Annotated in this window: 14 protein-coding genes and 1 pseudogene; 7 read left to right on the forward strand and 8 right to left on the reverse strand. The window is 43.4% G+C overall.

Annotated features, from left to right (window positions below):
* Positions 1-46: 46 nt before the first annotated feature.
* The 4 genes from MAS10914_RS0121660 to bchH form a co-directional block, all read right to left on the reverse strand.
* Entirely contained in the window at positions 47-1,141 is a 1,095-nt protein-coding gene (locus tag MAS10914_RS0121660; RefSeq protein WP_017318041.1) for an RRXRR domain-containing protein, read from the reverse strand.
* Between the two features lie 306 nt (positions 1,142-1,447).
* Positions 1,448-2,425, reverse strand: coding sequence for a peptidoglycan-binding domain-containing protein (locus MAS10914_RS30765; protein ID WP_017318042.1), 978 nt, complete (start codon positions 2,423-2,425; stop codon positions 1,448-1,450).
* Between the two features lie 395 nt (positions 2,426-2,820).
* Positions 2,821-3,456 carry a Uma2 family endonuclease gene (locus MAS10914_RS0121670; RefSeq protein WP_017318043.1) on the reverse strand — a complete coding sequence of 212 codons (636 nt, stop codon included), beginning with the start codon at positions 3,454-3,456 and terminating at the stop codon, positions 2,821-2,823.
* Between the two features lie 169 nt (positions 3,457-3,625).
* The gene (gene bchH / locus MAS10914_RS0121675) at positions 3,626-7,480 is read right to left on the reverse strand and encodes a magnesium chelatase subunit H (RefSeq protein WP_017318044.1); all 3,855 of its coding nucleotides are present in this window, start codon (positions 7,478-7,480) and stop codon (positions 3,626-3,628) included.
* A 412-nt stretch (positions 7,481-7,892) separates the two neighbouring features.
* Here bchH and MAS10914_RS0121680 point away from each other — a divergent pair.
* Positions 7,893-8,393: pseudogene (locus MAS10914_RS0121680) on the forward strand (N-acetylmuramoyl-L-alanine amidase); the annotation flags it as partial.
* 162 nt (positions 8,394-8,555) lie between these two features.
* Here the strand turns inward: MAS10914_RS0121680 and MAS10914_RS0121685 are convergent.
* On the reverse strand, positions 8,556-9,524 hold the full coding sequence (locus MAS10914_RS0121685) for a CHAD domain-containing protein (RefSeq protein WP_017318046.1): 969 nt from the start codon (positions 9,522-9,524) through the stop codon (positions 8,556-8,558).
* A 371-nt stretch (positions 9,525-9,895) separates the two neighbouring features.
* Between MAS10914_RS0121685 and MAS10914_RS0121690 the strand changes: the two genes are divergently transcribed.
* The 6 genes from MAS10914_RS0121690 (at position 9,896) to nblS (ending at position 22,410) form a co-directional block, all read left to right on the forward strand.
* Entirely contained in the window at positions 9,896-10,963 is a 1,068-nt protein-coding gene (locus MAS10914_RS0121690; RefSeq protein ID WP_017318047.1) for a DUF3616 domain-containing protein, read from the forward strand.
* 619 nt (positions 10,964-11,582) lie between these two features.
* A complete protein-coding gene (gene glgX, locus MAS10914_RS0121695; RefSeq protein ID WP_017318048.1) occupies positions 11,583-13,709 on the forward strand; it encodes a glycogen debranching protein GlgX in 2,127 nt (708 codons plus the stop codon).
* Positions 13,710-13,840: 131 nt separating this feature from the next.
* Positions 13,841-15,667: a malto-oligosyltrehalose trehalohydrolase gene (treZ, locus tag MAS10914_RS0121700; protein WP_017318049.1), complete on the forward strand. Its 1,827-nt coding sequence runs from the start codon at positions 13,841-13,843 to the stop codon at positions 15,665-15,667.
* Positions 15,668-15,739: 72 nt separating this feature from the next.
* Positions 15,740-18,532 carry a malto-oligosyltrehalose synthase gene (gene treY, locus MAS10914_RS0121705; RefSeq protein ID WP_017318050.1) on the forward strand — a complete coding sequence of 931 codons (2,793 nt, stop codon included), beginning with the start codon at positions 15,740-15,742 and terminating at the stop codon, positions 18,530-18,532.
* Between the two features lie 426 nt (positions 18,533-18,958).
* Positions 18,959-20,230 (forward strand): phosphoribosylamine--glycine ligase, encoded by a 1,272-nt coding sequence (gene purD / locus MAS10914_RS0121710; RefSeq protein WP_017318051.1) that lies wholly within the window; start codon positions 18,959-18,961, stop codon positions 20,228-20,230.
* A gap of 266 nt (positions 20,231-20,496) precedes the next feature.
* Positions 20,497-22,410, forward strand: coding sequence for a two-component system sensor histidine kinase NblS (nblS, locus tag MAS10914_RS0121715; RefSeq protein ID WP_017318052.1), 1,914 nt, complete (start codon positions 20,497-20,499; stop codon positions 22,408-22,410).
* A 133-nt stretch (positions 22,411-22,543) separates the two neighbouring features.
* Here the strand turns inward: nblS and MAS10914_RS0121720 are convergent, their stop codons facing one another.
* The 3 genes from MAS10914_RS0121720 to MAS10914_RS34520 all read right to left on the reverse strand — a co-directional run bounded on the left by MAS10914_RS0121720 (position 22,544) and on the right by MAS10914_RS34520 (position 24,599).
* Positions 22,544-23,716, reverse strand: coding sequence for a pyridoxal phosphate-dependent aminotransferase (locus MAS10914_RS0121720; protein WP_017318053.1), 1,173 nt, complete (start codon positions 23,714-23,716; stop codon positions 22,544-22,546).
* A 257-nt stretch (positions 23,717-23,973) separates the two neighbouring features.
* Positions 23,974-24,342, reverse strand: coding sequence for a zinc ribbon domain-containing protein (locus MAS10914_RS0121725; RefSeq protein WP_026082727.1), 369 nt, complete (start codon positions 24,340-24,342; stop codon positions 23,974-23,976).
* A gap of 41 nt (positions 24,343-24,383) precedes the next feature.
* A complete protein-coding gene (locus tag MAS10914_RS34520) occupies positions 24,384-24,599 on the reverse strand; it encodes a hypothetical protein (RefSeq protein WP_156818212.1) in 216 nt (71 codons plus the stop codon).
* Between the last annotated feature and the right edge of the window lie 19 nt (positions 24,600-24,618).

The raw sequence follows: 24,618 nt of genomic DNA on the forward strand, positions 1-24,618 counted from the left end.
TGGGGAGGGATAGCGGGACGACGGAGGAACGGAGTCGTCCAATGGTTTAGGATGCTACGCATAATCGTGAACTACGTTGGAGTAACTGTACTTTTGATGGGCTGAATTGTCCAAGTCTGTGCCAATTGTGGTCATAAACCGAAACATTCTTGGTTTTGGCTGTTTGAGTATAACCACCTATCCAGCCAATATAAACTTTTCCTGCTTTTTCAGCTTTAACTAAATCGCCAGAACGAAAACCAAACGGAGTGATTGTTCCACCTTTACGTTTTCTGTTACCCAGTACGTCTTTAACTGGGTTCTCAAAATGGAGTTGACGGCGAAATAGGTTAGGACGCGCGATAACACGAAATGGCGCAGACGTGACTTTGACGAATCCCTCCCAGCGGTGCCCGCGCGTGTTTGCGGTGTGGAACTTCTCAAATTTCATGAAATTACTTGCTGCCAGTGTCACACTATCATGAGCGTGAGTTTCAGGAGTTTGTTTGTCCTTGTTCTTCTTGTCTTTGGCTAGTCCCAACTGTTGTCGTAGTATCGAAGTCTGCCAACCTTCTTGTACATTAGTTGGTACAAATTTTTCCAACCATTGCAACATCACTTTTTGACCAACCATTACTGGGCTAAATCCTTTGTTGCCCTTGGCTTTGACATATTCATAGGTGATTTGGGTGACAGGGAACAGTTTTACCAATTCTTTAGTAACTCGTAATTCCAACTCCTTGTTAGCTCGAATACTGGGAGGCAATTTGTTCTGTTTACGGTTATCAAAACGTTTTTGACGGTGTGCTCTTTTGTTGAATGGGGCTTTGCGATTTATCCGTCTACCACGTCTGGCACGTCGCAGAATCAAACGTCCTGACATCTTTTTTGTGATATCTGGGAATGGCAAAATTAAATGTGCCATAAACAAAGTAACCTTCGCTGATTGCACACCCACCCCCGTAAACTTTTTGCCAGGATCTAAGCCTAATGCAATAGGCTGTGTTTTTGTTCCTGACGATTCTACTAACAACTGAATACAGAAAAGATTCAAGTCATTATGTACAACTTTTGCTTTACCTTCTTTGAGCCAACGTCTAGCACGACTAGGTTTTGTTGGCATAAGCGATTTCCCATTTATATCTAATACTGGTACTCGCATGGTCGGGGGTCTTACACGTAAAAAAATTAGCCAGCCTTATTACAACGAATACTCGTTTTGCCCCACAGATCAACCAGACAAAGGCTGGCTAATTTTTTCGGGGACAATGCGTCGGAGATAATCCTTGAGTAAAGTTATAAGTCCCTTAGCCCACCGTTACCAAAATGTCCTTTCTGCAAGCACTACTAATCAGGTAGTTTGTAGTTATTCCGAGTTAGGGAAACGCTCGGAGGTACGTATCAGGTTACGGCTCATCATGGGCTAGTCATCTGTTACGTTGCAAGCTGATTCTTGCAAGCCCCTACCTCAATCCCGAAGGGTAGGCAGGGGTAGTTGACACTTTCCACCAAGGGCTATCCAAGTCAGTTTACCAACCTCCCCATCAACAGCAAGACCTGCTTCTTTCTGGAATGCTCTAACAGCAGCTTGCGTTTGAGAACCAAAATTTGCGTCTACTGTTCCTGCATTGTACCCTCTTGCATTCATCACTTTTTGAACAGCCTTGACATCCTCTCCTGTTCTTCCTTGACGAAGATTGCGTTTAAGGGTTGGTAATTGAAATCCAGAATATATCAAATTCCAAGCTTCACCACGTTCACCTTCATTAGGAATACGCCAAATTGACGAACCAGGATAATAATTTAGGTAATCTTGAAGTTCTGCGGCTGAAGCTGGTTTTGCTGTATCACTTTCAGAACTCCAAATTGGCAGAATTGGTTTTTTCAAACCTAATTTTTTATGTGCATCCAGACAATCTTTGACTTCTTCTGGAGTGGTAGGCTTGAAAGTGAATTTTTCAAAATAAATTTGTGGTAAAGCTATATCGCAATACTTATCTAAAATCTGCCAAGGAACATTAGGATGGAGTCGAGGATTTCCAAAACTTGTATATCCGAAAGTTCCTTGATTAACAATAATACGCAAAGCAGAAAGAAGTTTGTCTACATTTGTATGATTACTCTTGTCTTCTACTTCTTTTTCTACATCAACAATGTAGCCATCTAGCCCACAATTCAGAGCTTGTCTAACTTTGACAACCTGTCTTGCAATATCAGGAGTGCCGTAGTGATATCCCCATCCATAAACCTCGATATCACGAGACTCAAATTCTTGAATAATCTCTGGAGAACATTGCCAATCCCAAAAAGTTGGTTGACCTTGATAGTTTCCATCAAAAACTTTGAGATAAACTCGCTTTACTTTGCGTTCAACGAGCTTATCCAGATAGTCACTGCGAATATCTGACAGATTCCAAATCCAAACTCCGTTGGGATGTTGTGCCATATTGATTTATTGTTGTTTTTTGATTAAGATAAATTGAATGGGAAACATAAGCTGTAGACTTATCGATTGATTTGGCAGTATATTTCAGAAGCTTTACCGACAATTGCTTCAAAAACTTATCTGTCAATTTCAGGAAAAAGTTTTGTTATTGTGCCAGTTCCCGACTAGACATTATAAATAGCTCCATAGCTTCCTGCAAGTTTTCTCTTGGAGATTCGTACCAGGTAACTCGTAAGTATAGGCAATATACTAGTCATTGGCTTTTTCAAAAATTGCAGTGTAAGAGTTTTCTATCTTTCTTAAACCTTGCTTAAATTTCTGGTAGCATGATTCATTATTGCATCCGATGTGCCATCAAACTCTAGCGCACACCTTGAGGGTCAAACTTAGCCTCATTATTCACGTAGCAAGGTTTTCAGTTCTCGCAGCATTTGACTGGTTCCGTCGTCAATGGCTTTTTGTACCAGTCGGGGAATAAGTTCGGTTATCGGTAAGTCGGGAAAGGTGGGACTGAGAGCAGATTCAACGTAGGCGCTAGCTTCAAGAATGTAAATGGTTAGCTGACGGGTGCTATAAATCCACACTTCCGGAACGCCCAAGGCTATGTAAGCGTTGAGGGTTGTTTTTGAAGTAACATCAGATTCTATCGCCAGATCTGGGGGAGGATATACAGCTAAGTCCATTTGGGTACATCCTTTTACCTGGCTGGCGTTTTGGATATAAAAGCAGGTATCTGGCTCAACCCCAGCAATGTCTGGACGTTTAAAAGTAGTCGAGCCGAAATCTTCCCAGTTGCGTCCTTGGATTTCCAGAATTGTGGTGATGATGTAAGCAATGATGCGATGGGGACGCTCGTGGAGTGCTAACGGGGACATTATTTCTAGGGTTCCTCGGTAGTATGTGACGCGGGTTTTACGTTTTTCTCCTAAGTCTTCGAGAAGTCTCTCAAAGTCTTCCCAGGACAGGTTATGAATGGCGATTTGGCTACCGGGAGCGAGTTTAATGGCTTGAATGGGTATAGTTACGGTCATTTTTATGTCTCCGTTAGCTGCGCTGCTGTTACTAAGTGGGTACACAAAATTATTTATGTCATGGCGAGCGAAATGAAATGTATAATTAATTTTGCACAACCACTTACTTGAAGTGCAGAATATCGGTTTGGTAGAGGTGCGTTACCGCAAGCATAACGCATCATACAGATTAAACCGTCACACCTTCAATCTCCTCATCCGTCAACTCATACAACTCGCGTAACTTCTGCAACTTCTCCTCACCAGCTTGCCAAAAACCTCGCCCATGCGCTTCCAACATCCTCGCTACAATATTACGAAAAGCTTCCGGATTCGCCTTCCGCAACTTCTCTGCCATCTCTGCATCCAAGGCATAAGTATCAGCGGCTTGGTCGTATACCCAATCATCAGTAAAATCTGCAGTACCACCCCAACCAATCAACGCCGTCATCCGTTGCGAAATTTCAAAAGCACCGCCAGAACCTTGATTTGCCATTGCATCCGCCCATTTAGGATTCAGCAACTTTGTGCGATATTCCATCCGCAGCAAATCATCTAAATTGCGAGGCGTTGTATCTTTCGAGAAACTTTCCACAAAGCTGGTTGTCACTTTTTTACCGCGTTGTTTTTCCGCTGCTTTTTTCAACCCACCAGTATTGGCATAATATTCTTGAATGTCAGTTAAACCGTATTCCACCGAGTCAATTTCTTGGACAATGCGATCGCTTGTTTGTAAAAGTTTATTCAGCACATCTGGTCTAGCTTGACCCTTATCTTGCCTACCATAGCTAAACACATTGCGACCTTGCCAAGTATCCCCCAACTCATCGCCAGATTCCCAATTACCATCAACCACGCGGTCATTAACCAGCGAACCAAAATCGCCCGCAGGGTTAGAAAACAACCTCGCCGCCACATTTTCCACCCCTTGCGCCTTCAAAGCCAAAGCGTGTTTCCTAATAAAATTTTGGTCTTCGGGTTCATCAGCGTCAACTGCCCGTTGAAACAAATCATCCAACAACTCGATAATATTCACAAAACTATCGCGGAAAATCCCCGACAAATTCCCCAACACATCAATCCGGGGATGTCCCACCTCAGCCAACGGCTTAAGTTCATACCGGACAATTCGCCCCGTCCCCTCCTTCACAGGTTCCGCACCCACCAACTCCAACAAAATACCAAGAGACTCACCCTTAGTCTTAATCGCATCCAAACCCCACAACATCACCGCCACCGTCTCCGGATACTTCCCATATTCTTCCAAATGCTGGGCGATAATCTTTCGACCAATTTCCCGTCCCCGTTCATACGCCGCAGGCGAAGGCATACGATAAGGATCTAAAGCATGAATATTTCTCCCCGTAGGCAAAACACCCGCACCATCCCGCAACAAATCCCCACCAGGCGCAGGCGGAATATACTCCCCATTCAAACCCCGCAACAAATTCCTCAACTCATCAGTCGTCTGCATCAACAAATCTCTAACTAACCTCTCCTCCTCTTGGCGTTCTTGGCGTCTTGGCGGTTCGTCGTTTCCAAAATAAGCCTCAAGGTAAGACTCCATCTCCTCCTCATTCGGCACATTCCCCAAAATATGCAACCCAGAAGAAAACAGCCGATTTTCCAACACCTGCAAATACTCGTACAACTTCACGAGATAATCATTAAAAGCGCGATCGCTAAACATCCGGACATTCTCCGGCGTAAACCCAATCCCCAAACGTTTAGCATCCTCAAACGGACAATCAGCATCCAAACCCGTATCCACAATTTTTTTACAAATCGCTTCCTTAAGGGCATAATTCTTCTGTGGGTCTTCTCGATACTCCGAAATTAAATCCCGCAGCGCCACCAATTCCTTATACAAACCCGCACGACCATAAGGCGGTACATTGTGAGAAATTAACACCCCATAACCGCGACGCTTCGCCAAAATGGATTCCGAAGGATTATTTGCCGCATATATATATAGATTCGGCAAATCTCCCAACAAAATATCAGACCAAGAATAACCCGTATTTCCCAAAGGAGAACCAGGCAACCATTCTACAGTGCCATGCATCCCAAAGTGAACCACAGCATCAGCTTCAAACTCATTTTGCAACCACTTGTAGAAAGCAGCGTATTGAGGATGCGGCGTTAAATCACGTTCAAACATTAACCGCATCGGGTCACCTTGTATGCCCAAAGGTGGTTGCACGCCTATCCAAACATTTCCTAACTGAACACCACCAATCTGAAACTCATCCCCATAAGTCTTAATTCCAGTACCCGTCAAAGATTTCCATTGTTTCTCAATACGGGATGTGCCCAGATATCCCAACCATTTTTCCAGAGTACGGACATTAAGAGTATTAACCGCAGATAAACGCGGATGCACGCTGATATCTATCTGCGTCCATCTGCGTTCATCTGCGGTTCCTATCTCCTCATCCGCCTCTTTCACTTTACAAATCAACTCTTCCCCATCTTCCGGCAAATCGCCAACGGTGTAACCTTGCTCTTTAAGCGCATGGAGAAATTTGAGAAGACTTCGCGGTACATTTAACAATGCAGCTGTTCCCACAGCACCGTAACCTGGCGGGAACCCATAGAGAATAACTGCAATCTTTCGTTCGGATGCTGGTTTTTGTTTGATGTTAATCCAGCTTTTTACCCTACCAATTAATCGCTGTACTCGTTCGGGAACCAGATAAATCTTTTCTCCCACCAAACCACCTAAGGGAACGGTATCAATTGCCCCATCTAACTCAGGTAAAGCGTATAAAACCACACTTTGCAATCCACCGATACCTTGGCGAGTCCAAGAGGAAATATCTTGAATAAGTAGTGGTGCGGCGACAATGTACGGTACATTTTTAGCATTGAGGATGCGTTTTGCCACTTCCACTTGTCGCCCTGCTTCCATTGAACCCGCAGGACCACCCACCAAGGGAAAGCCGATGGTTGAGACAATGGCATCAATTTTGACTGCTTCCGGAGAAAGGGAAGCAATTTCTACATTTCCTAGTTGTCGTTGCTGGGTTTCGTAGTTGGTTGTCATCCAATCACGCACCGCCACATGACCTTCTACACCGTTAATGAAGATGGGTAATGGTATCAAACCCGCTTCTTCAAAATGGCGGATGAGTTGGGGTATGTAAGGTTGTTTGGTAATAACGTGCTTGCGGTAGAGGAGAATTCCTACAACGGGTTTTGTATGCTGGGTACTACTGTGCGAATGCATCGCCTTGCTTTGTGAATGCATCGCCTTGCTTTGTGAATGCATCGCCTCGCTTTGTGAATGCATCGCCTCGCCTTGTGAATGCATCGCCTCGCTTTGCGAATGCAGGCGAGATGCCTGCTCCACAAGATACCATTCTAGATATGCCCGTGGTGATTCAAAATATCCAGGATAGTCGGGATGTAGTAACCCCATATTGGGGGTTTCGACTGGCGGGGGAATCTCGCCAACTTTTAAACCTAAGTATTTTTCTGCCAGTGTCCAGAATAATGCGGCAACGTTTTCTGGTCCGCCGGCATTCCAGTAACCATATATAATTAGCCAGTTGCGTAAGTCTTGCACTTTTTGCACTGGCACATATTTCAATAACTTTGGTCCTATCTTTAAAAAGCTAATATAACCAGCAAGTTTATCTTCCTCTCGTCCGTTGCTGAATTTGTCCAAGATGAATTTAACTGGTTTGGGCATCCCTTTGGGTTTATCGCCAATGGCAAAAGCGCCCAGCTTGGTTAAACTCAGCAATTCTAATGCTGACTCGAACACGAGGCGGATGGGGATGTGCGAGATGCGATCACCTTCGGTGCGCTGTAAGCGATCGCGCAACCACAACACTTGATCATAATCAAACAGCAAGCTGCCAAAAAACACATCAGCATCTTTCAGTGCTGCTTCTACTTCAGCACGTTTGGTGGTGATGTCGCGATCGCTAAACACGCGAATATCCAACTCAGCGACACGAGACGTCGCCAAAAAAGCTGCTTTCCTGTATAATTCTGCGTTAAACGATTCAAACCCGGCGACCAGGACAATGCGTTTCATGCTTTGAGAGTGCAGCTTGCTTAACGTTTTACATCTCTTATTGTGACACTCTTGACTTCCTGGCAGGGGGTGGGGATGAGATGAAAGCGCCGCACTTTTTAATTTTCTCATAATGTAACTAGTTTTCGCACATCGAACCGTAACTTCTCAAACGAGAGTGTTTTACACTGATCTATGAAATTAGGTAGATCTTTCCTAGTTTTTCCTTAAAAATGAGCGATTACCCGAAAATAGAACACTTCTCCAAACATTGAATGAGGACTTACCCACTAAACCTGTCTGTCAAGGCTGGGTATTGGCAATATCCAAAAACTCTTACCTTAACAAAAGCTGAAAAAATAATTAACTAAAATTGACATTTATAACTATAAGTTGTTAGAAATAAGTATCAAAATTATTTGAGGTGCATCAAATGAAATTTGGAATTGATATTGGTCATAATTGTCCTCCCGACACTGGAGCTAAAGGGATACAAATTGAGGATGATTTAAATTTAGATGTAGGCAATAGAGTTATAGCTAAATTAAAGAAATTAGGACATGAAGTCGTCCCATGCAAACCAACAAAGGCTGATACAGTGAGAGAAGCTCTTGCGAAAAGATGTGAAACAGCAAATGCTGCTCATGTTGATGTTTTTGTCTCTATCCATTTCAATTGCTTCAATGGTCAGGCAAATGGGACAGAAGTCTTTGCAATTAGCGAAGCCGGAAGAAAAATTGCTAACTCTGTCTTAAATGAAATCCTAAAACTAGGGTTTTTCAATCGCGGCGTTAAGAGTGGTACACACCTATTTGTACTCAAAAATACAGAGATGCCTGCGATTCTTATAGAAGGTTGTTTTATCGATTCACAAAAAGATATACATTTATATAATTCAGAGACAATGGCAAATGCAATAGTCCAAGGTTTAACTAGTTAATTGCCAACTGAAGGCTGAAGTTTGTGAGACTTCACACTTCAGCATTCAGTTGACCTGATTCTTCAATTTCCCTCTGACTGTTTTTCATGCCAAAGTAGCGTTTATGTGTTGTCGTGCCTGGGTTCCCATCCGCTTGTTAGCTTATTAGTCAAAGCGTCACACTGGGTGCAGTATTGTTAAATGAAATTCATGTCTTGTCTCAGCTTTCAAATACTGCTGCTGTAAGGGTTGCCAATCCTGCCATAATTTGTAACGATTTTGAGTTAACAAAGTTGCAAGGCTAGGAAACTCTGAGTTGATTTCTGATTTGAAGACATTTTCAAGCCACTGGGCTAAAACTACGCTATCTTGTATTGCTCCCAAAATTTCTTGGATACTTTTGACTTCTGCAAGACAAGCCGTATAAGACTCGCCGTATAAATCAGTAAATAACTCCATCTGGTAACGCAAGCGTTTAGCTTGTTTTCGTAAACTATGAAGAATGTCTCCATTGGTTGCTAATTCTTGCTCTACCTTGTGTGCTTTGCAGTTACTAGAAATAACAATCTCTGCTCCCTCTACTTGGGTTCCAATAAGCCAAGCCGGATGCATCAAAAATTCACTAACCTCAGGTAAAAGTAAATCTGGTAGCACTTGTTGAATTGGCAAAGATGCTAGTGGTAGATAGGTTGGTTCCTCCAACCACTCTTTTAATGTCTGTTTGAGAGACTTGTAACGTTCATCTTTAAATGTTGACTTTACATCTATCAGTGCTTCTTCACGTTGTTTACCCAAAGCATCCAAAGCTGTTTGTACAGATTCCTGTTCTTTGCGAGGTAAATGTGATTCATTGAGCTTTTCTAAAGTTTCTTTCAGCACATCTAAATCTCGGAGATGACCAAGACGACGCGCAATTTTACCGATATTTTTATCATTAGCAGGCTTGGGCACATCTACAGCTGGGGAAAACCTAGTTATAGCTGTGCGTAGGCGACGCATTCCCACTCGCATTTGATGCAGTGCTTCTGGGTCTTTATCTTTCTTCACAGATGTTTCCCACTTTAAGGTTTTCTTAAAGTGTTTTTCAATCGCAGAGTAAGCGTAATTTCCGAGAGTTTTGACTTTGGGTTTGATCGTTGATGTCATACTAATTGATACACACCTTAGATAGCAGTACTTAATTGAATTGAGTTATTGAATGGTAGCATTAGTTAAAAAAATCATCTATAGTATTATTTTTTATTTTATTTAATTGTTAAGAACTATATTCTGTTTAAAGATACATCTTTTACTATTTAAAATGGTAGATTATAACCTCTCAGTAGCATCAACTCGATTGCCGTGGTAAATACGGTCACTTAAGTTAAATTAATAACATTAAAATAATATAGCAGTCCTATTTGATTTGTGAAAAAACGAAGTATACCTGTACATCCCTCTTTGCTGTTCCCTGCCTCAACGAGTAAGTTCACAACTCCTTTAGGCTCGCTATATAATCTTCAAAGGTGTTATTTACAATGCATAATTCATCTCTCATCAATCAAGTTTTACTTACTTTTGCTGATAGCTTTAAAGAACATCGTAAAGACCTTTCAGCAGTGATGCTAACCCCCGAGAAACATTTGTGGTTAGGGTCAGATGAGACCTCAACTATTGAACGTCTATCTTTTTTAGATGCCAAAAATTTTGCACAACATAAACAATTTCACGTAGCAGAATTTATAAGTTTACCAGCACCAGAAGAACAAGAAATTGATATTGAAGGGTTGGCATACACTGATTATTACCTGTGGTTAATGGGTTCCCACAGCTACAAACGTAAAAGACCTAAACCCAAACATTCTGACGAGAAAAATATTAAAAGACTGGCAAAAATTGCATCAGAGCCAAATCGTTATATCATAGGGCGTATTCCCCTAGTTGATGGGGAATTATTTCCATCCTGCCCACATCCAAACAATCCTAATATAGAATTGAGTGCTGCCAAACTTGAGGTAACGCAACAGGGAAACTTGCTTATGGAAGCTTTGGCAGATGATCCACATTTAGGCTTTTTTGTTAAAGCTGCAATTCCAGGTAAAGATAATGGCTTTGACATGGAAGGAATAGCCGTTTATCAACACAAAATTTTTCTAGGTTTACGCGGACCTGTGTTGCGAGGTTGGACTGTGATGCTGGAAATAGAGTTAGAAGATTCTAATCCAGGATTGCTAGGACTGGGGAAAATTGGAGAGGAGGGGAAGCGATACAAAAAGCATTTTATCTTCTTAAATGGTTTGGGTATTCGAGATTTGTGTTTAGATGGTGAAGACTTGTTGATGTTAGCAGGACCGACAATGGATTTAGATGGTCCGGTGCAAGTTTATCGCTTGAAAAATGGCGTTAATTTGCAAGAAAATGTCCTCAATCACCCAGAACTTGTACTTGATATCCCATATGGAAACAAGGACGACCACACTGAGGGAATCACCCTGTTTCAAAATATAGCTGGGATACCTTCACTACTAACAGTTTATGATTCTCCAGCAAACAAGAGGCTGGTAGAAGATGCTGGCGTACTAGCAGATGTCTTTGCGCTGAATTGATAAAAAAAGCAGGACTGGTAAAAGTCTTGCTCTCATTTTATCAGCGTTCTGAGGCGCTCCTAAGGCAATATGGTTCAGTTAAGGATTGTTGATGATAGCGAAGCGTGGCACGAATGTGCCATAGATTCCACATATGTAGAGACGTTGCATGTGAGTCCAGCGCTACGCAGAGAAGTTACCAGGAGGGTTTCCAACGCCAGATACCTGCGGAGGGAAACCCTCCTGCAGTACTGAGTCCTCCGCAGGCGACTGGCGTTGGCGTAGCCTTTGGGGAGGAGATACCCGAAGGGCAACGTCTCTACATTCCCATCCTGATCATGGTTTTGGTCTTATCTGAACTGTATTGCTCCCTAAGGTCTATTTCTGCTTCCTTCACTAGAAATTTACTACACTCTCAAGTTGGAGCAACTTAACAATCACCGTCTTGAGTTATAATAAGATGCTACAACAAAGCTATTCCTAAAGACGTATATCTAAAGATTGGAGATTTCTACCTATTTCATCTCTTAACATCCTTCTAGAGGTAGGCTAAAAAAGAACCATTTGTAGCAAATAATTAGCAGAAGTCACGCTTCAAAGTTTTTTGTACAACTAAAGTATTATTCGAGATTCATCTATTATGTTCGTAGCGCTCTGGCCGGGTAACGTTTATCCCTTAGGGGCAACCTGGGATGGTAAAGGTACAAACTTCGCTTTGTTTTCGGAAAACGCCACAGGTGTCGAGCTATGTTTATTTGATAAAGAAGATAATGAAACACGCCTGACTTTGACTGAAGTGAGCAACTTCGTTTGGCACGGATATTTGCCAGGAGTGGGACCAGGGCAACGGTATGGGTATAGAGTACATGGTCCCTACGCACCTAGCGAGGGGCATCGCTTCAACCCCAACAAACTGCTAATTGACCCATACACAAAGGCAATTGATGGCGACATTGGCAATGGTCCAGAACTTTTTGGCTACTCTTGGGACTCTCCAGAAGAAGATTTATCTTTCTCGGAGCTAGATAGCGTCCATCTGATGCCAAAGTCTGTTGTGGTGGATCAGTCTTTTGATTGGGAGGGGGACGAACTGCTGCGAACTCCGTGGCATGAAACCGTGATTTATGAAACCCATGTCAAAGGCTTTACCAAGCTGCATCCAGATATCCCGGAAGAAATGCGCGGTACTTATGCTGGGTTGGGGCATTCAGCGGCAATTGAGCATCTCCAAAGGCTTGGGATCACAGCAGTTGAGCTCATGCCCGTGCATCACTTTCTGTCCCATCCAGGACATCTTGTTGGCAAGGGGTTAAAGAATTATTGGGGCTATGACTCCGTCAACTATTTTGCTCCCTACTCTGGCTACAGTTCCAGCGGAACTTTGGGAGAGCAAGTCAATGAGTTTAAGGAGATGGTCAAGGCGCTGCATCGTGCCGGAATTGAGGTGATTTTGGATGTGGTTTACAACCACACGGGAGAAGGCAATCATTTAGGTCCGACACTGACGTTGCGAGGCATCGACAATGCCATTTACTACCGTCTAGTAGAGAACGACCAACGTTACTACATGGACTATACAGGTTGCGGGAATTCTCTATACGTGCGCCAACCGCAAGTCCTAAAGTTAATTATGGATAGCCTGCGGTATTGGGTCTTGGAGATGCACGTAGATGGTTTCCGCTTTGATTTAGCCTCAGCTTTAGCGCGAGAACTATATGAGGTAAATAGTCTGGCAGCTTTCTTTGATATTATTCACCAAGACCCAGTACTGGCTGGTGTGAAGCTGATTGCCGAACCTTGGGATCTAGGAACTGGTGGTTATCAAGTGGGTCAATTCCCAGTTCTCTGGTCTGAGTGGAATGGTAGGTATCGCGATACCGTGCGAGACTTCTGGCGTGGTATTGATGAAAGTTTGGGGCAATTTGCTTACTGTTTGACTGGTAGCCCTGACTTGTATGCTCTGAATGGAAGGCGACCTAATGCAAGTGTTAACTTCATCACGGCACACGATGGCTTCACCCTGAACGACCTTGTCAGCTACAACGATAAACACAACGAAGCTAACGGGGAAGACAGCCGGGATGGGGAAAGCCACAACCGCTCTTGGAATTGTGGGGCTGAAGGTGAAACAGACGACGCCCAAGTGCTGGAATTGCGGAACCGACAGCGGCGCAACTTCTTAGCAACTCTCATTCTGTCCCAAGGCATCCCGATGTTGGTGGGAGGAGATGAACTTGGGCGGACTCAAAAAGGCAACAATAATGCCTACTGCCAAGACAATGAAATCTCCTGGTTAAATTGGGAGTTGGAAAAGTCAAATGAAGACCTAGTGAATTTTAGCCGCGAGCTAGTCTACTTCCGCAAACAGCATCCAGTCTTTCGGCGGCGCAAGTGGTTTCAAGGCAGACCCATTTACGGAAAGAGCATTAGTGACATCGCTTGGTTCAACCCTGATGGCACTGAAATGACTCAGGAACAGTGGGACGTTGGTTATGCTAAGTCCGTTGCGATGTTCTTAGATGGAAGCCAACTTCCTAGCGTTGGTTCCAAGGGCGAACGCATCAGCGATGATAGTTTTCTCCTGTTCTTTAACGCTCACTATGACACGATAGAGTTTTCCCTACCAGAGGGAATGCAGCATAGGGAGTGGTGTGTTGTCATTGACACTAAAGAACCTCGCTTCGTACAAGAGGACACAAGTTATACGGGCACTCAAGCTGTGCCAGTTGTAGCACGCTCAATGGTAGTACTACGCCGTCTTGGTTAAGTAGCAGTGGAAGTAGGGAAAGTAGGGGAAGCAAGGGAAGACAAATTAATTACCTCAACTCCCTTAACTCCCTCAACTCCCTCCACTCTCTCATCTCCCTCATCTCCCTCACTCAGCACTCAGGATTTAGTATGAGAATTGGCGCTCATTATTTAGGCGATGGTCGTTGTGAATTTAGGGTTTGGGCACCGAATGCAGAAGCAGTGGCAGTAAAAATAGTCTCGCCACAGGAGCGCATACTCCCTATGCAGCAGCAGGAAGGAGGCTACTGGCACCTTAGCGCTGATGACATTCAAGCAGAAACGCTCTACTTCTACCAATTAAATAATGGTGAATCCAGACCTGATCCCGCCTCTCATTTCCAGGCTTTGGATGTACATGGTGCTTCGCAGGTAATTGATCACAGCTTCACCTGGAATGACAGCAATTGGTCTAGCATTCCTTTAGAAAGCATGATCATTTACGAGCTACACGTTGGGACTTTTACCCCAGAAGGCACTTTTGAAGCAATGATTCCCCGACTCAAGGATTTACAAGAGCTAGGGGTAAACGCAATTGAAATCATGCCAGTGGCTCAATTTCCTGGCGATCGCAACTGGGGTTACGATGGCGTTTATCCCTTTGCAGTGCAAAACTCCTATGGTGGTCCTCAAGGGTTGAAGCGACTGGTTGATGCTTGTCATCAACATGGAATTGCTGTGGTTATGGATGTGGTTTATAACCACTTTGGTCCGGAAGGCAATTACATGAGCCACTTTGGTCCCTATTTTACAGAGACTTATCGCACTCCTTGGGGCAGTGCCATGAATTTTGATGATGCCCACAGTCATAATGTGCGTAACTTTTTTATTCAAAATGCTCTGTATTGGCTGCGGGACTATCACATTGATGCACTACGCTTAGATGCGGTTCACGCTATCTATGATTTAGGTGCTAAACACTTTTTAGAAGAACTGGCAGAAAATGTTGCAACTCTTGGGGAGCAACAAGGGCGAAAACTTTATCTGATTGCAGAGAGTGACTTAAATGATCCCCGAGTCATTCGTCCTGTGAAGTCAGGGGGATACGGAATAGACGCTCAGTGGAGCGATGACTTCCACCATGCCCTGCATTCCTTGCTCACAGGGGAACAGACCGGGTATTACGGGGATTTTGGCAAGTGCGAACACCTGGCAAAAGCTTACCAAGATACATTTGTGTATGACTGGAAGTATTCACCTCATCGCCAACGCTTTCATGGCAATTCGACAAGCGATCGCCCCTGGGATCAGTTTGTTGTCTGCATTCAAAATCATGACCAAGTTGGCAATAGAATGTTGGGTGAGCGGATATCGCATCTTGTATCCTTTGAAGCCCTAAAGCTAGCCGCAGGCGCTCTGTTACTCTCCCCTTACATTCCCCTGTTATTTATGGGTGAAGAGTATGCTGAAGAAGCACCTTTTATTTACTTTGTCAGTCACAGCGATCCCGACTTAATTAGAGCAGTCAGACAAGGACGAAAACAAGAGTTTGCTGCCTTTCACGCTCAAGGAGAACCGCCCGATCCAGAATCTTCTGAAACGTTTCTCAGGTGCAAGTTAAATTGGGAAAAACGCAAAGAAGGGAAACACCAAGTTCTCTGGTCGTTGTATCAACACCTCATCCAATTGCGAAACACAATTCCAGCTTTAATGAAGCGCGAACGCCAAAGTTTAGAAGTTGCTAGCGACGAAGCTAACAAGATTGTCTTTTGGCGCAGGTGGAGTGAAGGGAACCAGATACTTTGCCTAATGAATTTCAACCAAAGTGATGTCAATTTCGGTCCTGTCTTTCCAGTGAGCGATGGTCACAAGATTTTAGATTCTGCTGATAAAAAGTGGCTAGGTTCTGGCTCTCTTTTGCCAGAAACACTTACTTCAGGGCAAGAACTAACGCTGCGCTCTCAAAGTTTCGCACTTTACGAAAGCAGTGGACAGTAATTTATGAACAGCCTATCAGCGAATAGTGATCACTATTCTCTGATAATCGATAATTGATAATTGGTAAATAAAATGCGAATTCCAACAGCAACTTATCGAATTCAGTTCAATTCTGCATTTGGTTTTGACTCAGCCAGAGCAATTACAAACTATATAGCGGATTTGGGAATTTCTGACCTGTATGCTTCTCCCATCTTCAAAGCAAGAGCAGGAAGTACCCATGGATATGATGTCGTTGACCCTACTCAACTAAATCCAGAATTAGGAACTCAAGAAGCTTTTGAAGCCTTAGTCCAGGAGTTCCAGCAGCAAAATATGGGTTGGGTGCAGGATATTGTTCCTAACCATATGGCTTATGATAGCCAAAATCAGTATCTAATGAATATCCTGGAAAATGGTCCTGATTCAACCTATATTGATTATTTTGATATTGGCTGGAATTCTGCTTTTGCTAGTAGCAATGAACCTATTTTGGCTCCATTACTAGGCAATTTCTTTGCAACTAGCTTAGAAAACGGGGAAATTCAATTGAAGTATGAGGAGAGCGGGCTGAATGTTAACTATTACAGTTTAAAGTTACCTCTCAAACTAGAATCGTATGCTAAGTTTTTAACTCAAAACTTAGGAAAATTAGCCAAAAGTTTAGGGAGAAAGCATCCAACTTTTGTTAGGTTGCTTGGTATCCTTTACATGGTTAAAAATATTCCTTCAGAGGGAACGGCTCAACAAAGGCAAGACCAAGCGGCTTTTGTTAAAGGACTTCTTTGGGAACTTTATACAGATAATGATGATGTAAGAACATTTATTGATGAAAATCTGCAACTTTTTAATGGTGAGCCAGGAAAGCCAGAAAGTTTTAATCTTTTAGAGAGTTTACTTTCCGAGCAGTTCTTCCGCCTCTGTTACTGGAAAGTTGGGGCTGAAGAGATGAATTATAGAAGATTTTTCACGGTTAACGAATTGATATCAGTCAAGGTAGAAGATTTCAAGGTATTTAAAAATACTCACGATTTGATTTGCAAGCTAGTCAGCGAAGGTAAGTTTACTGGCTTGCGAATTGACCATATTGATGGGCTGTATGACCCAGCGCAATATTTAGAGAGACTGAGAGAAAAAACAGGAGATACATACATCACTGTTGAAAAGATTTTGCAGCCAGGAGAAGAATTACCAAGTAACTGGTCAATGCAAGGAACCTCTGGCTATGATTACTTAAATTATCTCAATGGAATTTTTTGTCAAACTGAAAACGAAGATAAATTTACTCAAATTTACTCTGATTTTACAGGAATGAGAATGCCTTACGAGCAACTCATCCCTGAGAAAAAGCACCTAATTATAGATAGAAATTTAGCTGGCGATATTGATAACTTGGCTTTCCTGTTAAAGACAATAGCAGGTAATTATCGGTATGGTAGTGATTTTACAATAAACGGTTTGAAGCGAGCATTGGCAGAAGTTCTCACCCGCTTTCCTGTTTACCGAACTTATATCAATCAAGAGGGTATATCTGAAACTGACCGCTCCTATGTTCAAGAAGTCATTGAAGCAGCCAAGACTCACACGCCACTATTGAACAATGAATTGAACTTTATTGAAAAATTAATGTTGCTGGAATACGATGATTTTCTCACTCAAGTAGAGAAAGACCAGTGGCTCTACTTTGTCATGAGAGTGCAACAGTACACCGGACCATTGATGGCGAAAGGGGTTGAAGATACTGCTTTATACGTTTATAACCGCTTCATTGCCTTAAACGAAGTTGGAGGCGAACCTGGTCGATTTGGCATTAGTGTTTCAGAGTTCAATGAATTCAATCAAAAACGGCAAACTAGTTGGCCCCATGCAATGAGTGCTACCTCAACTCATGATACCAAGCGAGGTGAAGATATCAGAGCAAGGCTAAATGTCCTCTCAGAAATTCCTGAGGAATGGCAAAAACAAGTCCGTATTTGGAGCGAAATCAATCATTCTAAGAAAAAGACCGTCAAGCGTTTTACCATGCCAGACAGGAATGATGAATATCTTTTTTACCAGACGCTTGTAGGGGCTTTTCCATTTTTTGAACATGAGTATGCTGACTGTGTTGAGCGCGTGAAAGAGTATGTGCTCAAAGCCATCAGAGAAGCAAAAGTTTACACGGCTTGGCTACGACAAAATAGCACTTATGAAGATGCCTTCGTTGATTTTGTCAAAGTAGTTTTAGAACTTTCAGAGAACAATCCTTTCCTCAAAGAATTTATTCCTTTTCAACAAAGGGTTGCTTACTACGGTATTTTCAACTCTCTCTCTCAAGCTTTGCTGAAAATTACCTCTCCTGGAATTCCAGACTTTTACCAAGGAACTGAACTATGGGATTTCAGTCTAGTTGATCCCGATAATCGGCGTCCGGTTGACTTTGAAACTCGGCAGTCCTATCTCAAAACAATTAAGGAGCAAGCCAAGACAGATATTCTCAAGCTGATAGATGAATTACTAGCAACCAAAGAAGATGCCAGAATCAAGCTGTTTTTAATTGTTCAAGCTTTAAAAGCAAGAACAGAGAATTTAGAAATTTTCCGCGAAGGCAACTACTTGCCTTTAGAGGTGACTGGCAAGTTTAAAGAACATATTGTTGCTTTTGCAAGAAGCAATGAGAATAAAACGATTGTTACTATTGCTCCCCGCTTCTTCACCAGCTTAATTCAGCCAGGACAACATCCCCTAGGACAAGAAATTTGGAATGACACTTGCCTGAACTTACTCACACAAGCGCCTTCAACATGGAAAAATGCGATGACTGAGCAAATAGTTCATGCTCATGACACTTTGCACATTGGTGAAGCCCTAAAACACTTCCCCGTGGCTCTACTAGTTAGCCAATAACTAGAGTTTGTCAATAAAGAAGGAAAATGAAACCACAGATGTAGGCGTAAGCCGTGCCGTAGGCTACACAGATGGACACAGATAATTCATCTGTGTCCATCTGTGTGCATCTGTGGTTTTAAATTAAATATCCTTTACAGCAGATTGCACTTTTTGTGAAGTACAGAGATACCCCACCCGCCCTGTCGCGCACCCTCCCCTTGCGAAGGGGAGGGTTAGAGAGGGGTGTACTCCATTTAAATGCAAAGTGCTGTATGAATTTTGCAAAGAATACTTGCATTCTCAAGAGTCAACAATTAGGGGTGTCAGGGGGAAGAAAGGGGTATATGGGTGTAAGGGACTTGCACAATCATCAGAATTGGTGAAAAATTGTACGGCGAGTAGCCATGAGGCATTCTCGCTTGCAAGAAAGCCAAGAGGATATCAGTGAAAGTTTTAGTTGTAGGCAATGGAGGGCGCGAACACGCCCTAGCTTGGAAACTGTTGCAATCAAAGCAAATTGAGCAAGTTTTCTGTGCGCCGGGGAATGGAGGTACAGCAAGTCTAGAACGCTGCCAAAACCTGTCTTTAACAGTAGATGACTTTGAGGGGATTAGCCAATTTGCCCTGCATCAGGGCATTTCTCTGATAGTTGTGGGACCAGAAGTACCATTGGCAAAAGGTATAACAGACTATCTGAATTCAAAAGGTCTGATGGTTTTTGGTCCAACCAGAGCAGGCGCGCAGATTGAGGCAAGTAAGGCTTGGGCAAAAGCTTTAATGCAGGAAGCAGGAATTCCCACGGCACGGGCTGCGGTATTTACGGAGGCAGCAGCAGCCAAATATTATGTGAAAGCACAGGGTGTACCTATTGTTGTCAAAGCCGATGGTTTGGCGGCTGGTAAAGGTGTTATCGTCGCTGAAACGGTGGAACAGGCACTTTCGGCGATTGATGCCATGTTTGGTGGGCAATTTGGCAGTGCTGGGAAATTTGTTGTTATTGAAGAATGTTTGATTGGGCAAGAGGTTTCTGTTTTAGCGTTGACTGATGGGTTAACAATTCGCCCGTTGCTGAGCGCTCAAGACCATAAGCGGATTGGTGAGGGCGATACGGGAGAAAATACGGGTGGTATGGGAGCCTATGCCCCAGCGCCCATTGCTACGCCAGAGTTGATGGCAGAAATTCAAAAAGAAGTTTTGGAAAAAGCGATCGCCGCACTGAGGGCTAAAGGCATTGACTACCGAGGTGTGCTTTACGCTGGGTTGATGATTACCCCTAAAGGTGACTTTAAAGTTTTGGAATTTAACTGTCGCTTTGGCGATCCGGAAACACAAGTGGTGTTACCACTGTTGGAAACACCTTTAGAAGAGCTAATTCTGGCTTGTGTTGAGCAGCGTTTGGCTCAAATGCCACCCATTGCTTGGAAACAAGGGGCAGCTGTTACAGTCGTTGCTGCTTCTGGTGGTTATCCTGAAGTTTACGAGAAAGGCAAGGTGATTACTGGTATTGAGCAGGCAGAGGCACTAGGAACAACTGTATTTCACGCTGGTACCAAGTTGAGCCAAGAACAACTGGTCACAGATGGTGGTCGCGTGTTAAATGTTACCGCAGTAGGAGAAAATTTTGACCAAGCGTTTGCCCAAGCGTACGCTGGGATCAAATCTATTGACTTTGAAGGGATGTATTACCGACGAGACATTGGTTATCGAGTCAGGTAAGAGGGGGAGTGGAGGTGTAGAGGTGTGGAGGTGTGGAGGTTTTGGTTCTTTCCTCCCCTCCCCGTGTGCTCTTGTTCCCCGCTTCTCCTGACTTGTTTGTCAAAGAAGCTGTTAATTTTTAGTTGTTGGGGTGGTTTCAATCCTTAATTGAGAGGAATACAGAACTATCCCCGCTCTAATAACTCAACCCCTGATAGATATTAGATATAGGTAAAGTATACATTTTCCTCTTACCCTCATTGTCAGCACCATAATAACTTTTTAAGATGCTAGCTCTTTTAAAAACAATCAGAGAAGCAATTGTAAATTGGTGGTCGGAGTTTACTCTCCAGACCAAACTTCTAGCAGCCGCCACTTTGGTAGTATCTCTGGTGATGAGTGGTTTGACCTTCTGGGCGGTGAATACAATTCAGCAGGATGCACGTCTGAATGATACTCGCTTTGGACGTGACCTCGGGCTGCTGCTTGCAGCTAACGTTGCTCCGCTGATTGCTGACCAGAATCTCACCGAGGTAGCACAGTTTTCCCAACGCTTCTACAGCAGCACCTCTAGCGTGCGTTATATGCTTTATGCTGATGAAACAGGGAAAATCTATTTTGGGATTCCCTTTTGGGAACCAGAGGTGGAAACTTCCCTGACCATTGAACGGCGGATAGAACTGCCAGATAATTACGCTGCTGATACAGAAAAGCCAATGGTGCGACAGCATCGATCGCCAGATGGGGAAGTCACCGATGTATTTGTTCCAATCACTGCAGATGGTAAACACTTAGGTGTGTTGGCAATTGGCATTAACCCCAACCCGGCTGCTGTAATCTCGACAAATTTTACCCGCGATGTCACCATTGCCGTTTTTATCTCAATTTGGGTCATGGTGATTTTGGGAGGGGTGATTAACGCTTTGACAATTACCAAGCCAATTAAAGAATTGCTGGTGGGGGTAAAAGAAATTGCTGCGGGGAATTTCAAGCAGCGAATTGGCTTACCACTAGGAGGCGAACTTGGGGAGTTAATTCTCAATTTTAATGAGATGGCAGAGCGCTTAGAGCGTTATGAAGAACAGAATATTGAGGAACTGACGGCGGAAAAAGCCAAGCTAGAAACGTTAGTTTCTACTATTGCTGACGGAGCTGTCCTTATTGATAACCATATGCAGGTCATTTTAGTCAACCCCACGGCAAAGAGAATTTTTGGCTGGGAAGGGGCTGAGGTGGTAGGCGAAAACGTTTTGCATAATTTGCCTTCACCAGTGCAAATGGAAATCGCTCGTCCCTTGTATGAAATGGCAGCGGGGGAGTGCGAAAGTGCTGAATTCCGTATAGCGCTCACCCAACCTATTAAGCGCACTATCCGCATTCTCCTAACAACAGTTCTTGACCAGCAAAGGGACAATGTCAAAGGTATTGCTATCACTGTCCAAGATATCACCCGTGAGGTAGAACTAAACGACGCAAAAAGTCAATTTATCAGTAATGTCTCCCACGAACTGCGAACGCCCCTATTTAATATCAAGTCCTTCATTGAGACTTTGCACGACTACGGCGAAGACTTAGGTGTTGAACAAAGAAAGGAGTTTTTGGTCACTGTCAATCATGAAACCGATAGACTAGCCCGTTTAGTCAACGATGTTTTAGATTTGTCAAAGCTGGAATCTGGTCGCAGCTATCACTTACACGGGGTGGATTTGGCGCAAGCGATCGAGCAGACACTGCGTACTTATCAACTCAATGCTAGGGACAAAGGCATTGAACTCATTCAAGAAGTTAGCCCGAATTTGCCCCTTGTTGTTGGTCACTATGATTTGTTACTGCAAGTATTGGCTAATTTGGTTGGTAATGGGCTTAAGTTCACCAAGGCGGGTGGGAAAGTTGCCCTACGTGCCTATCAACTCGAACCAAAGCCCAACTCTCATACTCAAGCACCTAAAGTCCGGATAGAAATTTCCGACACTGGTATAGGCATTGCCCTAGAAGACCAAGAAGCCATTTTTGACCGCTTTTTCCGAGTAGAAAACCGAGTTCATACTCTAGAAGGCACTGGTTTAGGGCTATCTATTGTCAGGAGTATCATAGATAAGCATCACAGTAAAGTCCATCTGGTGAGTGAAGTTGGCGTTGGCACAACTTTTTGGTTTGACTTAGTGGTATTTGATGAAGAAGCGTCTCATGTTCAGAAATAACCACCTTTTGAACGTAATATAGCAAGAACAACAAGATTCCCGACTTTAAGAAGTCGGGAATCTGAGCCAATAGATTTATGCGCGAAGCCCAGGCACTTCACACAAATCAAATGACCAATTACTAATTATTTGGTCATTTTAACGAGTATTTCTTGAGAGTTTGCAACCTTTGTTCGACTGCATCAAAGGTCTCCATTTTTTTTGCGAAGGACCAGCGGACTGTATTTCGCCCAACTTCCGGTGTGGAGTAAAAACTAGAACCTGGTACAACGGCTATTCCGACTTCCTCAACTAGGTATTTGGCAAATTTCTCATCATCTCCATGAAAGTCCAATTGGCTAAAATCAGTTATTAAGTAATAAGCGCCTTGAGGTGGCTGTATGATAAATTGATATTTTTCGAGAATTTTGAGTATCCGATCTCGTCGGATAGTGTATGCTTCTTTTTGAGTCTTGAAGAACGACTCTGGCAATCCCAATGCAGCTACTGCAGCGTACTGGAAGGGAGCTGGCGCACAAATTGTTGTAAAGTCATGTAGTGTCCGAATGGCTGCACTTAAATTAGAAGGAGCACAAACATAGCCAAGCCGCCATCCGGTTACGGAGAAAGTTTTACTCATACCACTAATAGTTATAGTTTGCTCAAACATTCCATCAAGGGTTGCTAGAGGAATGTGTTGGTGTTCGTCGAAGGTAATGCGATCGTAAATTTCATCCGTAATAGCGACAACGTTAAATTCTCGGCAAAGACTGGCTATATAGTTTAATTCTTCCCTTGTAAAAACACGTCCAGTAGGATTATGAGGTGTATTGATAATGATCGCCTTGGTTTTATGTGAAAAGGCAGCTCGTAGACTTTCTGGATCGAGTTGGAAAAAGGGCGGTTCTAACCTGACAAAAACTGGTTTAGCTTGTGCGAAATTAATGGCGGGGAGATAATTATCATGAAATGGTTCTATAACAATAACCTCATCACCTGGATTAACTAAGCTAAGCATCGCCAAAACAATCCCTTCCGAGACGCCGCAAGTAACGGTAATTTGCTCCTCTGGGTCATAGTATAAATCGTACAAGTTTTGGAGATTACTTGAGATTGCTTGGCGAAGTTCTGGAATTCCCCAAGTGTTTGTGTATTGGTTATGCCCTTCTTCAATTGCCTGGCACGCAGCCCGAGTCAGTTCAGGAGGGGGGAGAAAATCAGGCAATCCTTGAGCCATGTTGATGGCTTTATGCTTGATTGCAAGTCTTGTCATTTCACGAATCAAAGAGGTGCGAAAATCATGTAATCGCTTAGCAGATGGATACATTTATTCTCCTGTGAAACTTAAAGTATTAGAATAATCGTTTTGCGAGTAAAGACTCCTCCGCTTAATTGTTAATAATATGTAATAGATTAAGTTTTCTTTGACTCATGCACTTATGAGCGCTTTCAAAAGCATAAACTACAAACCATATGGTAGGGGCACAGCATGCTGTGCCCCTACAACCAACTATCCTACGGTTGCACACCTTTGATTTCGGACGACTTGGGCGGCTGCAACATCTTGCGCCCTCCGATTTTCGGTTAAGTTGTAGACAAAGCAATCATCAAACATACAAATAATAAAACCAACAGCAAAACCAAAGCCTGATTGCGTCTCATCCAGCTTCTTACTGTTGCACCAAAGCTGCTGGCGTAATGCTGCTGCAACTCTTGTTTACTCTCTTCAAGATTTTGGTAGAGAATGCATTCCTTAGCAAAAGGACGTTGGGGAAAATTGCAAGTATCGTCAGCGTGGTAAGTGCAGGTGTTGCAGAGATACTCCTTCTCGGTTGCGCGGTGTAGGGGTATCCCAGGGTGTCCGTAAGCTTTCAACTGCATGCCACAATGAGGACAGGTGACAGCTTGGGAATTTAGAGGTAGATGACAGCGAGGGCAAGTAGCAGTGTCCACTAGCGTAGCTTTAAATAAGCAAACATTTTGATTTTAGCTATTTACTTAGAAGGATGGGGATAAAACACTCGTTCACGAGTTCCAAACACTCGTTCACGAGTCCCAAACACTCGTCCACGAGTCCCAAACACTCGTCCACGAGTCCTCAACACTCGTTCACGAGTCCCAAACACTCGTTCACGAGTCCTCAACACTCGTCCACGAGTCCTCAACACTCGTCCATGAGTCCTCAACACTCGTCCACGAGTCCTCAACACTCGTCCATGAGTGTTTGGG

The sequence above is a fragment of the Mastigocladopsis repens PCC 10914 genome (genome assembly GCF_000315565.1).
Taxonomy (GTDB): domain Bacteria; phylum Cyanobacteriota; class Cyanobacteriia; order Cyanobacteriales; family Nostocaceae; genus Mastigocladopsis; species Mastigocladopsis repens.